Annotated in this window: 11 protein-coding genes and 2 pseudogenes; 9 read left to right on the top strand and 4 right to left on the bottom strand. The window is 43.7% G+C overall.

Translation table 11 applies throughout. The annotated features are described in order from the left end of the window. Positions 1-56: 56 nt before the first annotated feature. Positions 57-1,466, bottom strand: a pseudogene (locus BUA75_RS10030) (IS1634 family transposase). A gap of 585 nt (positions 1,467-2,051) precedes the next feature. Next, positions 2,052-2,903 carry an IS21 family transposase gene (istA, locus tag BUA75_RS10035; RefSeq protein ID WP_242650299.1) on the bottom strand — a complete coding sequence of 284 codons (852 nt, stop codon included), beginning with the start codon at positions 2,901-2,903 and terminating at the stop codon, positions 2,052-2,054. Positions 2,904-2,980: 77 nt separating this feature from the next. On the opposite strand from istA, the gene BUA75_RS10040 reads away from it, so the two are divergent. The 9 genes and pseudogenes from BUA75_RS10040 (at position 2,981) to BUA75_RS10075 (ending at position 12,478) form a co-directional block, all read left to right on the top strand. Beyond that, entirely contained in the window at positions 2,981-3,481 is a 501-nt protein-coding gene (locus tag BUA75_RS10040; protein ID WP_165611990.1) for a DDE-type integrase/transposase/recombinase, read from the top strand. A 923-nt stretch (positions 3,482-4,404) separates the two neighbouring features. Then, positions 4,405-4,863: a MarR family winged helix-turn-helix transcriptional regulator gene (locus tag BUA75_RS10045; protein WP_072874474.1), complete on the top strand. Its 459-nt coding sequence runs from the start codon at positions 4,405-4,407 to the stop codon at positions 4,861-4,863. Beyond that, complete coding sequence (locus tag BUA75_RS10050; protein ID WP_072874475.1) at positions 4,860-5,513, top strand: HlyD family secretion protein; 654 nt, start codon at positions 4,860-4,862, stop codon at positions 5,511-5,513. Before BUA75_RS10045 ends, BUA75_RS10050 begins: the two co-directional genes overlap by 4 nt. 14 nt (positions 5,514-5,527) lie before the next feature. After that, positions 5,528-7,105: a DHA2 family efflux MFS transporter permease subunit gene (locus BUA75_RS10055; protein ID WP_083574270.1), complete on the top strand. Its 1,578-nt coding sequence runs from the start codon at positions 5,528-5,530 to the stop codon at positions 7,103-7,105. A 28-nt stretch (positions 7,106-7,133) separates the two neighbouring features. Beyond that, entirely contained in the window at positions 7,134-9,017 is a 1,884-nt protein-coding gene (locus BUA75_RS10060; RefSeq protein WP_072874476.1) for an efflux RND transporter periplasmic adaptor subunit, read from the top strand. A 483-nt stretch (positions 9,018-9,500) separates the two neighbouring features. After that, the gene (locus BUA75_RS10065) at positions 9,501-9,788 is read left to right on the top strand and encodes a transposase (RefSeq protein ID WP_072874477.1); all 288 of its coding nucleotides are present in this window, start codon (positions 9,501-9,503) and stop codon (positions 9,786-9,788) included. 149 nt (positions 9,789-9,937) lie between these two features. Next, positions 9,938-10,417 (top strand): IS3 family transposase, encoded by a 480-nt coding sequence (locus BUA75_RS15630; protein ID WP_207549744.1) that lies wholly within the window; start codon positions 9,938-9,940, stop codon positions 10,415-10,417. Next, positions 10,418-10,654: an integrase core domain-containing protein gene (locus BUA75_RS16530; RefSeq protein ID WP_129583600.1), complete on the top strand. Its 237-nt coding sequence runs from the start codon at positions 10,418-10,420 to the stop codon at positions 10,652-10,654. Positions 10,655-10,796: 142 nt separating this feature from the next. Then, a pseudogene (locus BUA75_RS10075) lies at positions 10,797-12,478 on the top strand (IS1634 family transposase). A 1,263-nt stretch (positions 12,479-13,741) separates the two neighbouring features. Here BUA75_RS10075 and BUA75_RS10085 read toward each other — a convergent pair. Continuing rightward, the gene (locus BUA75_RS10085; protein WP_072874479.1) at positions 13,742-14,071 is read right to left on the bottom strand and encodes an AbrB/MazE/SpoVT family DNA-binding domain-containing protein; all 330 of its coding nucleotides are present in this window, start codon (positions 14,069-14,071) and stop codon (positions 13,742-13,744) included. Between the two features lie 607 nt (positions 14,072-14,678). Next, complete coding sequence (locus BUA75_RS10090; protein WP_072873252.1) at positions 14,679-15,179, bottom strand: hypothetical protein; 501 nt, start codon at positions 15,177-15,179, stop codon at positions 14,679-14,681. Positions 15,180-15,303: the final 124 nt, after the last annotated feature.

Below are 15,303 nucleotides of genomic sequence, written 5' to 3' on the forward strand. Positions count from 1 at the left end.
TCATTCCAAAATATGATCGGATTTGGAAATCGAAGCAATGCTGACGCAGCGTCGCATCAGGTACTTTTTTCGACCGCAAAGTAGATGCTCATGTCCATGTCGAGAAAGTGAAGAATCCGCTCCAACTACAGATCTCTAGGTTTCGTCTTCAGTCTGTGCCATTCGCCGTTCACCATCACGTGCGCGGTGAAGATGTCGTCGAACATATCCAGCAGCGAGTTCCCTGTGGGTCGAAAGCTTTTGCGCCCGCCGGAGAGGATCAGCGGTTCTGTTTCCTTCGCCATCTTCTCACGGATGATGTACTCAAACACGCTGTATAGCAGAAGGGACAGCAGCATCACATAGCCAAACGCATGGACCCGCTCGGGTCGGTGAAGAAAGATAGGTCCCACGTGATACGGACTTTTCAGGTGTCGGAACCGTCCTTCCACTTCACCTTGTTCCTTATACAATCTGAGCACCGCTTCGTCCGGCAGGCGCTGCTCATCACGAATGTCCGTCATCAGGACGAACGTCGCTTCCCGTTGTCTCCAGGCCTCAAGCGTCTCGTCGATTGGCGGGAGAATCTCAATGGCAACACGGTATTGGGTCACGACATCCGGGACTGCCTCATCCTTGCGGGGCCGACCGCGCCGCGAGCGTTTCTCGCGTGTCTCCACCGGTTCCAGCGATGTCTGCAGTCTGTGCATGACGCGCTTGTGGGTGCGAACGAACGCTTCCGCTGCGGCCGACGCGTCCTCCTTGTCCCACGCGGCTCTCTTGAGTTTTTCGCATTCAGAGAACGTTGCCGGGAGCCTGGAGATGAAGTGCGTGTTGGTTTCATGAAATGAGTCCAGATTGCTCTCCGTCACAGCAGCCGCATCCGCAATGTAGATGACCTGGCCATGAACCTCTTGGCTCACCAGTCCCGCCATCTGTGCGATGGTGTTGTGGTTCCACGTATGGTCGTCCATGTTCCCTCGGTCGACCTTGCCGTAGATGGGCAGCCCCTTAAGCGTGGCGGTGCCAAAGATGATCTGCTTGAGGTCCGGGCGGTGGTCCTTCGAATACCCGCGTACGATTTCGAAATTTCGGTGGTCGGGATAGTCTCCAAACACCGAGACGGACGTGGTGTCCGCATGTACCGGGATGAAGTCGTCGAACTGATGCAACACGTTGAGTGACTGCACAGTCGACAAAGCAATCTTCGTATACAGCGCTTGTGCATCCGACTCAAACAGAATGTCGAGGGAGCGCGCGAGCGCATCGTCGTTCAGGTCATCGGCAGCAATTCCGGGGCCCAGGACCACCTCCATATCTTGCTTGCCATAAAATTTCTCCACTTCGTACAACGCCTTGCGGTCCGTGCCGATATTGACCAGAAGAGCCTTGATGCGGGTGCCAACCGACAGCTTGCACTGATCCCGCTGCACGTGTTCGTCGATACATTTCGTCCAACCAAGCCTATCGATGAGACGGGACCACATCGGAGCCGCACCCAGGTGAAACTGTCTGATATCCTCGAAGTCAAGCAAACTGGAAATCCCCTAACCGGTTGAGCGATATGAGCCTACAATTCGCCGACCGAAAGCCGGCTCCTGTTCTAAAATTCAACAGACCGCCGAATGCTGCGCGGAAAGTGTGTTGTGTTTAGACGCTTGTTCTGAATGAAAATGGAAAATCTCAGAGATTCGGACGAGAATCACGATATCAACCCCTCATTCAAAAACTGCTCATACACAGACAGTGGGCGTTGGATTCGAGATCAGTCGAGGCGTGGGTTGGGGAACCTTGTTCTGACTTGCTGTTCGAATCCCCTCGAAGTGTTTTTGATTGGTGAGTACTTGGTATCGTCCCGTCGACTTTGGGTGATCTGCAATCAGGGTTCCTTCACTGTAAAAATGCAACATACCGTTTTTGTCATCCTGAATCTGAATATTCTGCCCAACGTATCAATAGGGCACTAAGTATCGATTCGTTGGGTACGAAACCAATGTATCTGCTGGGACTTTTCGTGAATAACGCTCTACGGATTCAAATGGCATGACATTGAAGTGTTTGAGAGGCTCATCCTACCAACGGATTACAGGCTGCTCATGGGTTGTGCCATGAATAGGGACATTGGCTACGGTTTCCATCCACACTCGGGCGCGCAGATTCAAATTATATAAGCTGGTGAATTCTCGAATACGCGGCCAAAAGTTCTTTCGTACGTATCCAAAGCCATTTTCAATTTTGCCTTTCGTACGGGGGCGATGTGGCTGGCAGCGTCGGATTGCAAAGCCATGATGTGCAGCGAAGTTGGCAAATCGTTCATTCCAAATCGCCTCTCCTTGCTCGTCCTGACCAACGACCACTGTCTTCATATTGTCGTAAAGGCAGGTCTCTGTCATTCCACCAAAGTACTGCATTGCACGCCAATGACACCCCATAAGCGTTTCCAGCTTCTCATCTTCGGTAAACTCCACATACAGCATGCGTGAGTATCCAAGAATCATGACAAAGGCATAAAGGCGCTTCTTTGTACCCTGCCAGTCTACTTTAAAGTGACCCCAGTCGACTTGTGCTTGACGGCCCGGCGGTGTCTCGAAACGCTCTGTAGCCTTCGCAGGAAGCGTCTCACGATATGGTCTCATAAAATTGCGTAGCGTGGTGACGCATCCGGTATACCCTTGTTGCTGAATTTCCTCGAAAAGTACGACTGCGTTCCTGCAACCTTCCTCCATACGCTGTAGGATGAATGTTTTGAACGGCTCTAGTTTACCCGGTGGTGTCACAGAACGCTGATAGGGTTGATGAGTTTCTTGTTGCAGCCATTTGCGCACGGTCTTTCTATCCCTCCTCATCTCCTCAGCAATTTGCGAGATGCTCATTCCCCGTTGTTTCATATCCCGAATCACAAAATACTCTCCATTCTGAACCAAGATTTCTCCCCTCCAGGGGAGATTGTCCGTTTAAGATGGGGAATTTTCAATTGCTGGTAATGGGGAGTTTACACTTGTTGCTCACAAAATGGAGAGCCGGATGCGCTGACAGGCGCAGGAGAGGAGATGCAGGGAAATATTTCGATTACGCTCTGCTTCTTACTCTACTCAATGTGAGCACAAAACGTTATTATTTGTCAGTTTTAATAGATCTGTTCAACAATGAGGTCGTCTCTTATCAGTTCAGTTCCAACCTTGGCGTTGGATTTGAAATACATACTGTAAAGCAAGCCATAGATGAGCGTTCAGCAAAAGATTTGCTTATTCACAGTGACCAAGGATTGCACTATACAATGCATGAGTACAAAAAACTCTTGCGCGAGAAAGGCATTATCCAGAGTATGCCTCGAAAAGGTAACGGTCTCGAAAATGCATGCGGAGTCCTTCTTCGGGCATTTGAAAGCAGAGCTAAGACACATTTGTTATATTCAGGAAAACTGGCGAAGATCATACAAGACTACATTCACTTTTATAATAACGAGCGTTCCAGACAAAGCATAATGATATGTCGCCAGTAGAATTTAGAAACAACTGACTCCAAAATGCGTAGGACATTTTTTATAGAGTGTATACAAAATGGGGTTCAGTTCATGATAGTAGGGATATTAGAACTGATGCTAACATCATGGATCATAGCCATTCGAGTAGTAGACGCATGGCCTCTGCGAACCGGATGTCATTGAGTTCGTTAAGGCAATCGAAGAAGAAAGTCGTTCTTGAGTATTGCTCGTCCTGTGCTGATTTGACAGCATGATGTATCTCATGAGAACGATAGTGGTATGGGTAAACATATGGTCGTATGTGCGTCCTTGCAGTTCCTCTGACAATCGCAGATTGAATTTACTGACCTTGAAGAAACACTCAATGTCCCAATGCTTGCCGTAGATGCGAATTACTTCGTCGTCTGACAGGTTTACATCCGCGGAAAGAAGTGAGAGCCATTGACGGGAACGCCCCTGAAATTATGTCCTTACCCAACCCAGCACCACCAAACTGCTTTAGCCAGCGGTTTAGGCATCCTTGCGTAAATACGAGACTGAAAATGACTGGGAACACATCCAGGACCGCGACCCCAGCATGCTTGGTGATGTTCGACGGTTGTAGCAATCGAGCAATCTTGCACTCTTTAAAAAAGTAAAAACCATAGATTGGAGTTGATTTGAATGTTGGGGTCACTTACCATCATGGCAAACATCCTCTTCTCTGTAGATGGTTGTCTCAGCAACTTCAGTCTAGCAAAAAAGGAGGGTGTTTTTGCATTTTTATCGTATGGAATCCCCAGTCGTATCAACGTATTACCAGATTAAATCGGGTGCGAAACTGGTGTTAATTAATTGTGGACAATATGTAGACAAGATAAAATTTTGATACTTATATAGTTTACATTATAATCATTTCGTATATATAATATATATTAAAATATAGGAGGTGGTTAAATCAATTGTTAGAAATTCGATATCAACTGCTACAAAGTTATAGAGAAATCTATCGGCTTTTATCTATGAAGTTAAGAAGTATTGCAAGAGATCACGGGTTAAGTCATGAAGAAGTTATGATTCTTAAGGTTTTACAAAAAGAACAATTTCTTAATCTAAAACAATTATCAGAAAAAATGGAAATTACTATGGCAAGATGTAGTTATTTGACTAATCTCCTAACAGATGCTGGACTAATTAATCGTACATATTCTTTAACTGATCGACGTAAAATCTTACTTCGATTATCTATTGAAGGAGAAGAAAAGATAGAACGAATATTTGGGAAAGGATCTGAATTTGAGACTATTATATTAAACGCTTTTTCATTAAATGATGAACAAATCAATAAACTAATAAATGCGCACTATATAATTATAAAAAATCTTCATTGTATGGAGAGTCACGGAGGGATGAAAGAGTGACATTAAGAACGCGTTTATTTTCAATAGCAGCAATCATTATTGTACTGGGTGGTGGCACGGGAGGATTTTTATATTGGAAACAAATAAGTGAATATGTAAGTACAGATGACGCATTCATTAACGGAAGACAGATAGTCATTTCGGCACCGGCATCAGGGAAAATTACGGATTGGACTGGTATAGGCGGAACAACATATCCATCAGGAGCAACGATTGGTGATATAGAAGTTACTTCTGGAGATGCTAGTTCTAGTGTACCAATTCCTATACCTGCAAATTCTACGATTATACAAAGAACGGCTGTCAATGGTGAATATGTCGCTATGGGTACCCCGTTGGCATATGCATATAACTTAAATAACTTATGGGTGACAGCAAATGTTAAAGAAACGGAAATTCGTTATGTAAATCTTGGAGCACCGGTTGATATAACAGTAGATGCATATCCGGGATTATTATTACATGGGAAGGTTGAACAAATTGAAGCAGCAACAGCATCGACATTCTCGTTAATTCCTAGTGAAAGTACGAATGCAAATTTTACAAAAGTTACACAAGTAATTCCCGTTAAAATTTCAATAGAAAACTCACCAATAGCCAGTTTGGCGCCAGGTATGAGTGTTGAGGTAAAAATTCATAAACAATCATAAAGAGGGGGGATAATATGGATTCTGGATATTCTGCAGAACATATGGGGAATCCGTATTTTCAACTTTTCATAATTTTGCTTGGGGCATTTATGGCAGTGCTAGATACGAGTGTAGTTAATGTAGCAATCCCTGCTATGGAGTCAGCTTTAAATGCTAGTACACATTCAATACAATGGGTTCTTACTGGATATACTTTGGTACTTGGTATTTTAGTTCCTATATCTGGATGGTTGACTGATAGATTGGGTCCTAAAAAATTATTTATATTCTCATTAATCACATTTACAATAGGTTCTGCATTATGTGGAATATCGTGGAATCTGCCAAGCATGATTTTTTTCAGGGTCATACAAGCAGTTGGGGGCGGGTTTATGATGCCTGTAGCTCAAACGATGATTTACAGGATTTTTCCGCCTGAGCGACGCGGTGTCATTATGGGCTTGTTTGGTGTAGTTATTATGGGGGCACCGGCTTTTGGGCCGTTGCTTAGTGGTTATTTCGTAGATTATGCTTCATGGCGCTTAATTTTCTACATTAATGTGCCAATTGGTATTATAGCAGTTATTATGGCTGTGCTAGCCCTCTATGAATTTCCACATGCAACAACATATAAATTGGATTATTTAGGATTTATATTTTCGTGTATAGGTTTTTTTAGTTTACTATATGGTTTTAGCAATGTTTCTGATCATGGTTGGAAATCTTGGCAAGTAGTTTTATTTATTTTAATTGGCGTAGTGTTTATAGGATTGTTAGTAATTCAAGAGTTGACAATAGAACAACCACTAATCCAATTAAAAATATTAAAAAATTACATGTTTTCTATGAGTTTAGTAATATCTGGTGTAATTTATGTAGCTTTATTTGTAGGTATATTCTTTTTGCCAATATATCTGCAAAATATACGTGGATATACTGCGCTGCAGACTGGTGAATTTATGACCCCAGCAGCATTTGGCTCAGCAGTAATGATGCTAATTTCGGGAAGACTTTTTAATAAACTGGGACCACGTATATTGTCTGGAGTAGGATTAGTATTTGTAATTTATGCAACATATGGTTTTGCTCATCTGGGATTAAATACAACGCAAGGTCATATTCAAACACTCTACATAGTTAGAAGTTTAGGGATGGGGTTGGCGATGATGCCTATAACAACTGCTGGTATGAATGATGTGCCGCTGACTATGTTAAGTCAAGGATCAGCCATTTCAAATACTTTTCGGCAAGTATCAGCTTCTTTAGGTACTGCCATTCTTACAAACTATATGTCAACGCGAGAAACTGCACATAATTTACATTTGGCAAGCGTTATAACACCATTTACTCCTCAAGGTATTCAATTGAATCTATTAGAAAATGAATTTATTCATCAGGGCATGTCGTATGCAAATGCTCAAATGCAAGCTATAATTGAAGTTTATAAACAAATGAGTGAGAAATCTTTTGTATATGGGATGAATGATACTTTTTTTATTGCATCAATTTTAACAGCAGTTGCATGGGGGATGACAATGTTCTTTTCTAATAAAAATAAAAAAAATGTTGAACAAAAAAAAGATACATCAGAGATGGTTTCTCTTGAAATTTAAATTACAAATATAGTTAGGAGGTATTAAAATGGGAATGGAAACTGTAACGAACAAAAATACGAATACCTTAAGAAATCCTCGTAGAAGAAGATGGATGATTCTGATCTTTGTTATTATTTTAATTTTTGTATTAGGTTTATTAGAGTCTATATTGGGAAGAAATACAGATTCATCAATTAACATTCCATCTTCCGAAATATATTTAGTTCCTGATATACCAACAACTCAAAGAATTAATGTGCAAGGAACAGTAAAAGCATCTTCCAGTGTGAGTTTGAACTTTCAAGGGCAAGGTGGAATGATTACACAAGAAAATGTTCAGGTAGGTGATCATGTTAAAGTAGGTCAAGTATTGGCGGAAGTAGATAATTCAAGCGAAATGGCAGCTGTTAGTCAGGCTCAGGCAGGAGTAAGTCAAGCAGAAGGCAATGTTTTGCAAGCAAAAGCACATTTACAATTGTTGCAGCAAGGACCAACTTCACAAACAATTGCCGAAGCACAGGCGCAAGTCCAGCAAGCTAAAACTGCACTTCAAACTGCTGAAGCAGCATATCAGCAACAAAAGAATATTTATAATGATCGAACTTCCCAAGAAGCACAAGTGATAGCTGCTGAAAATGCAGTAACACAAGCACAAGCAGCGCTACAAACAGCAGAGCAAAATCAAACTGCGGATCAAAAAAGTGCGCAACAATCTATTGCAAGTGCACAAAATCAATTGGAAATTGCACAACAAAACTTACAAACAGATGAAGCAGAAGATGGTAATGTTACCTTGCAGCAGGTTCAACAAGCTGAGAATATTTACAATAACGAATTAGCGACATACAACTCCTATAATACTGCTGGATATCCAGCGCCTAATCCGTATACATCTGTTTTGCAAGAAGATGAAACTGTCTATCAAAATCTTAGTCAAAGATACTATCAATTGCAACAGGCGGAACAAGCTGTGAAATCAGATCAGCAGGCGCTAGCACAGGCTGAAGCGCAGAGTACATCTGTTAATACATCTGTACAACAAGCTCAAGCTGAGTATCAAGCAGCTGAAAGATCATTAACTCAAGCTGAATTAGAATATCAAGATCGAACAGCACAGCAACAAGCGCTTGTAAATGCTCAAAATTCTGTAGAACAAGCTAAGCAAGCAGTTCAAACAGCAGAAGCAGATGCAGAACAAGAAACACAGCCTTCAACTCCTGCAGAATTACAAGAAGCAGAAGCTGCAGTACAAACTGCACAAGCAGGCGTTCAGGCAGCTCAAGCACAGCTACAAGCTGCAGAAGTTAATGAATCGTATACAATATTAAAAGCCCCTGTAGATGGTATAATAACCCAGGTGATTGAACATGTAGGTGATACTGTGGGGCCAACAACTCCAGTATTTACTTTAGATATGCAACAGGAGCATATTGATTTGGCAGTTAGTGAATCTCAGCTTAATTATATTCAAACTGGTGATTCAATTGATTTTCAAGTTCCTGAAGTACCGGGAAAAACGTTTAAGGGACAAATATTTAAAATATATCCGACTCCGATAACTGGAAATGGAAACGAATATAAAGTCTTAGCCTCAATAGATACATCTGACAAAAGATTAAGTCCTGGAATGACAGGAAATGTAACAATTCATCTTGGTTCTAGTGTCCGCTCACTAGTCATACCATCCACTGCAATCCAAAATTATGATGGTCATCAGGGTGTATATGTGATTGCGTCAAAACAGGAGGCAAAGGCGGAGCATTTCATTGCTGTGGATAATGTAACTATTCCTTCGGGTGTATATTTTGCTCCACTTGTACTTGGAGTAATGGGTAATGAAAACACTCAAGTATTAGCCGGGTTAAAGTCAGGTGACAAGGTATTAATTGGAGAAGCGAGATTCTATACACAATCAAATGCAGATAATTAACTATAATAGTTAGATTTCAAGTCCTATAAAATCTATGTAAAAAATGTGTTATATAGAATTTGTTATAGTTTAGTAAGATATAGCTAAAATATAATGTTATAGAGAAAACTTATATAGATGAAAAAATTTTTAGAAGAATTTTGCATATATTATATCTTCCGCGCCCCTGTTGGGGCGCTTCCTTGATTTTTAACAGGGATTTAGCATGTTATTGATGAATGAGTTATCCATGTAAGTTATCGCTTGTGGAATTTCCAGTTGATCACGGATATGCAGTCTTATGTGATCGGCGTCTCTGCCATCTAGACAAAGTTCATTGACCGATTTGGGTGTGTGAAATTCGTAGATGACGCCGCGCGGAGCGGAACGACTGCAAGCTCGCTGATGGCACTCGTCTGAAGGCGCAACTCATCAACATTGGCACAGATCGCAAAGCACTATATAAAGTGCAAGAGTTCTCAGCGTGACATAGAGGTGTTTGTGATGCTGGGACGTAAGTGGACAGTGGATGAAAAAATAAACATCGTCCTCGAGGGCATGATGCCTATTGCAAATATTAGCGAAGTATGTCGGCAGCATGGCGTGGCCCAGAGTCTTTATTACAGGTGGCGTGAAGCGTTCCTGTCTGGTGGGCGGGCTGGACTTCAGTCCGGACCCTCTACGAGGGAGCAGGAGTTGGAGAAGGAGTTGCAGGAAGCTAGGGCTAAGATCGGTGAGCTTACGATGCAGGTGGATGTGTTGCGAAAAAAATCGAATTGGGGCCGGAAGTAAATAGCCGTTCTTTGGTCTGTCAGATCGCCAAAGAAGGGTTTCCGGTCCCAGTGATTGCAAAAGCGTTAGGGCTGAATCGGACGTACTGTTACAGCCTATTGAAGCCGTATGTGCCAAAGCCGAAGCGGCCTCCTGTGGATAAGAACGCTGTGGTTCATCAGTGGATTCGGAAACTGTGCGAAGAATTCCCCACGTACGGATACCGGCGAATCCAAGTCATGCTGCGTCGCCGATACAACTTGCGGGTGAACCATAAACGGGGGTATCGGCTGATGAAGGAAATGGGGCTGCTGGCGAAAACCCAGAAACGGGGCGCTTCACGAGCGAAACGGCGAGGGAAAATACCAGTCACTAGGTCCAACGAGCATTTCCAGTGCGACATGACGAAGGTGTGGTGCGGGAAAGACGGATGGGGTTATCTGTTTGCCGTGATTGACGCTTATGACCGGGAGATTGTGGGGTACTCATTTTCCCGGTTCTGCCATACGGAGGACTTGTTGAATGCTGTAGATATGGCGCTGAATGATCGTTTCCCAAGCGGCGTTCAAGGTGCCGGTTTGACGCTTCGAACGGACAATGGCTGCCAGATGACGAGTCGACGGTTCATCGAAGCGATGAAGGTCTGCTAAATCAATCACGAGCGGACGGGGTACAACAACCCTGATGCTGACGGATACATCGAGCGATTCTTCCGGTCACTGAAAGAGGAAGAAGTCTGGCTGCAGGAATACAACAGCTTTGCCGAGGCGAAAGCGGCAATTGAATCGTACATTCACTTTTACAACACGGACCGACCACACTCCGCACTAGGTTATCGCTCGCCTTTGGAATTCAGAAATTGGCAAATGAAACGGAACGCAGCGTGAGACGGTTTTTATCTGAATTGCATTTCTCTCTTAACACAGCTTCCGCGCTGTGTTAGCGACCACGAAAGAATTTCGACAGGAACTAACCCCCTGCGTGGAGAATCCAACTTGAGAATGAACTTCAAGGCAGAGAGATTTCCAATTGATTTACGACGCCCGTTCGTTTGTGATGGGACCGACACCCATTTTTGCACGTTTGCTCGATTGGCTGCAGTGGAGACGAATTATTGACGAGCGCGTCGGTCGGGATGATTTCAAATTCACTGTTGGCAGACGAGTAGTAGCATTACTCATGAACATCCATGCTGGCCGCAAAGCCTGTATAAAGTGCAGGAGTTTTACGAGGAACAAGACGTTGAATTGCTTTTTGGCGAGGGTATCACCGCAAGCGAGTTCCACGATGATGCACTTGGACGCGCACTGGATGTGATCCATGATGCAGATATGGAAACGTTATATACGGCTCTCGCTATGTCGACGATTCAATCTCTGAAAATGACAGCGCAGTTTGATGGGTTTTTGCCGATTCACTCGGACACGACCTCCCTGTCACTCTACGGGGAGTATCCAGACCAAGAGGACATGGAGATTGTCCGTGGATACTCGAAGGATCCCCGCCCGGATTGGAAACAAATGCTGTTTGGAATGTCCACGGTTCGCGGAGTTCCGCTGTGTGGTAACGTGAACAACGGAAATAAAGACGACGACAGTTGGAACTTGGACACCCTCGCTAAACTGGCCGGACTGGTCAGTGAAGATGTCCACGGTAAGCCCATCTACATCGTGGATGCAGCGGCGGTGACAAAGGACAATCTGGCGCAGTTTCACGAGACAAAGACGCACTTCATCTCCCGTCTTCCAGCCACCTTCTCACTTTGTGAACAACTGAAGCGGACCGCATGGGAAAAGGAGCATGCCTGGTACGAGCTTGGACATATGAGTGAATCTGTTCACTCAGCGACCTACAAAATCCAGTCGTTTCGCCGAGAACGGTATGGCCAAACGTACCGATTCATTGCCGTGAGGTCCACCAACCTGGAAGCACGCAAAGAGCACAAATTAGAGGATGTGTTTGTTTGAGAAAAGAAGTCTCTGGAGAAAGCCATCCAGCAGGAAACGCGCTGTATGTACAGTTGTGAAGCGGATGCGCAACAAGCTGCAGATGCTTTCGTGCATACAAAGCGCCGAAGCCTGCACACGTTACAGACATCGATTGAGTCGGTACAAACGCAAGAAAAACATGCTCGTCGTGGTCGTCCTCGTAAAGATGAAGCCACGCCGGTGATAAAGACGGAGTACCGCGTACTCGTAGAAGTGGTTGCACCAACGCAGGAGGCATCACAGGCTTGGCGAGAGCAGGAATCTACGTTTGTTCTCATGACAGAAATCCGGGACGACCAAAGCCTGTCTGACAGGATGGTTCTAAGACTGTATAAAGACCAAAACGAAGTGGAATGCCAATTCCGGTACTTGAAAAGCCCGTACCACGTCGGTCCCATCTTCTTGCAACGCCCGAGTCGGGTGAAGACATTTGGGTATTTGATGCTGCTGTCTCTTTTACTGTACAGCGCATTCGAATATATCTTACGAGAACAGATGGCACAGGAAACAGAGCCATTGATTCTGCCTGGTAAGCGCAAGAGCTTTCGTCCGACGGGTGCATCCGTGCTGGAGATGTTCGAGAAGATGGTGACAACATGGGTCAGCATCGAGGGACAAAGACAACGGGTGAATGTAAATCCAGCGAACCCACAACGCGAACGGATACTCGGGTTCTTCGGGCTCGACATGAGCATTTACAGTGAGATACAAAAAAGTGCATGATCAGAGATGGCGTCAGCACGACTATTACTTCCATATCTGATCATATTATGCAATGATCGCGTTTACATCTGTCCGGATATCGATGGCTTGAGATCATGAACGCCTCTAAACCCCGCCCGCGCGCAGTTTCCAATTTGAATGGCCTATTTAGTTGCGGAAGATGTGTCTTAAAAGCCTTCCCATCTGTCTTGACAAAATCGGGTACACTACGAGAGTCATGACTTCTGATTTCTTCAATGATGACGCACTGGGTCGAGAACTCGACAGATTATATGACCTGGATCTAGATAGGCTCTATCCACTGCTAGTGCTCCATAATGTAAGACAACTACGTGTGAACGACAATTACGATGACCTGCTGCCGTTTTCATTCCGATACCACTTCTGTGTCCCTGACAGGAGATTATACGTGTCAGGATGAACTTGCAAGTCAGGACCGGTAGGGAGGACGACTTTCGGATTGTGCGGGGATATTCAAAAGATCATATGCCAGACCTCAAGCAGATCCTTTTTAGGCTGACCACACTTGGTGGACTCTCGGTTGATGCGAACTTGGACAAGGGGAAACGGGATAACCACACATGGAACTTTGAGAACATATCCCGTCTATTTGATTTGGTCGACGAATCCATCCGCAGTAAAAGGCTATCTACATCGCGGACTCTTCTGCAGTTACGAAGGACAAGCTGGAGATGCTAGCATCTGAAAAGTTGCATTTTATATCTCGCCTCCCTTCGATTCGGAACCCATAGAGCAACAATGTGTACCATCGGATACATTCCATTCCAGCAGGTGGTTCTTTTTCTCCACGCTTATTGAATGCAATGATTGCTTGCGCACCATAGCCACAACGGGCAGCTTCGTAGTTTTTCACCTGGTCATACCCGGGCATACATCATGACGTATTTAAGCTTCCGACCGTAGTTTTTGACGAAATCTTTCATAAGCGGAATCGCCATCACCGTCATAAATAAGCAGATATAACTTTTAAGGTTACCGGTAACCTGCTGGAAGTATAAACAGCGAGATGAATTTTGTATCAGAACCATGTGTGCTTATTGCAGAATGTTTCGTATTTGGTATCCCAGTTGTCGTTATCCATTACTTGGCTACGCGATTTCGTTTACTTCTTCTCAGTGGATCGATGGTTTGTCCAATTACATCAAGGCATATCTATCTGCTTTGGTCTGCGAAAGTTAAGTTTTAGAATAATATTATTCATATTATTATAATGAAAATGCAATTTTTTCAACAATTGAATGATCAACTTGAACAAAAATTTTTGTTAACCCCGTTTTTGGCTATAAACACTAGGTTACCATCTGTATAAATTTCTAATTGATCATTACAAGATATATGGAGAAGTTGTATTACTTCACTAGGGAGAGTAAGTGTTCCTCTATCATCTAATGTAATTATCATACCTGTCGATACAATTGGGCGATAAATTTTATTAGTTTCACCGTCGAAATCTCCTTCAATTAGATTGATACCTACGGGTACAATCATAGAAGGATTCTTAGATAAATTATTAGATTCCCCTTTTTCTAATTGTTTAGAAATCAAATTTTGTTCAGATAGATTTTGATACATTAATTACATTCCCCCAAACTAAGAAATATAATTTTCATTTTTTCCGGATTAATCACGAGATAAACATTATTAGACCATAGTGAATAAATTTTGTAATCAGGAAATCATTTATTGTAAAATTAATTACGTATAATTCTTAGTTTAATGTTCAAAAGAGTTTAGGAAAGGATATTCTAGATTGAATGAAAATTTATGTTGATTATAAAATAAATGTATTCATTTTTTATTTCCTGAATCCGTGACGGTTTGACCAATTTGCTGTCTCTGTAAGCAAAAGTGGAAGAAGTTCGGCATCTACGAAGTCGCCTACGGTGGTCGTTCCGGTGTTGGTCATCGAGTTCGCATGTCATGCCGCCTTTGGAGTGACGAAGTCCCGACCCCGCTTGGTCTTGGGAGCTTCCGGGAGGTTGAAATTCCAGTTCGACGACCACCTTGTCTTCATAACAATGCCAGATACAACCTTCGAAACGCGGGGAGTCACCGATTGTCTTGGCACAGTTTCAGTTTTATCTGCATAGAGTGCCCGCTTTACCTTCGTAACCAACGTCATCAAGTTTCAATCACTTTCCGGATGCGACGACGTTCTTCCTTCTTACGCAGCGGTGGTTCACAGCGCTTTAGGCTTTCCTGACCAATCACACGTAACAGATAATAAGCCCCGACAACGAAGTGCAGGGCTAGTTTGTTGCACCGTGATGAGGCAAGCATCGACGTATTCCTTTCGCAGGTTTCGCTTGATGATGAAATCCGATTTGCTATCTTGCGCATGGCAAAAGGTGATATTTTCGTCACTGTCATTTCCAGCAGCCATGTCAATGCGTTGGCGTAATGTGGGGCTGGAGGGTACACTCTGAATCTGCAGTGCATCCAGGAAGTAATCATCCTCCCGGAAGGGTTCGATGTGGTCGAAGTCGGTTTTGCCTTGGCAAAGCAAGCCAATAAACGCATGTGCAATGTCCCGGTTCAGGATTTCTGGAGTTCCCATGCCGTCTAACCGTGTTTGATTGAGACGTTCGCCGATTCGAGTCTTTTCAAGGAGCAACCCAATCAACGCCATACCTGAATGGGTAACAATGACTTCATCGGATTGCTCAATAATAAAACGCAAAAGATCACCCCGGCGGTGAAGCGGATCTGGAGGAGCACATTCTCCAACTATCCCTATTCTACGGGACAAATCTCATGTATTTGCGAAGTTTTGACAGTCAAGCTGTCACGGATTTATTAAACCC

The sequence above is a fragment of the Alicyclobacillus tolerans genome, assembly GCF_900142255.1.
GTDB classification, from domain to species: Bacteria; Bacillota; Bacilli; order Alicyclobacillales; family Alicyclobacillaceae; genus Alicyclobacillus_I; species Alicyclobacillus_I tolerans.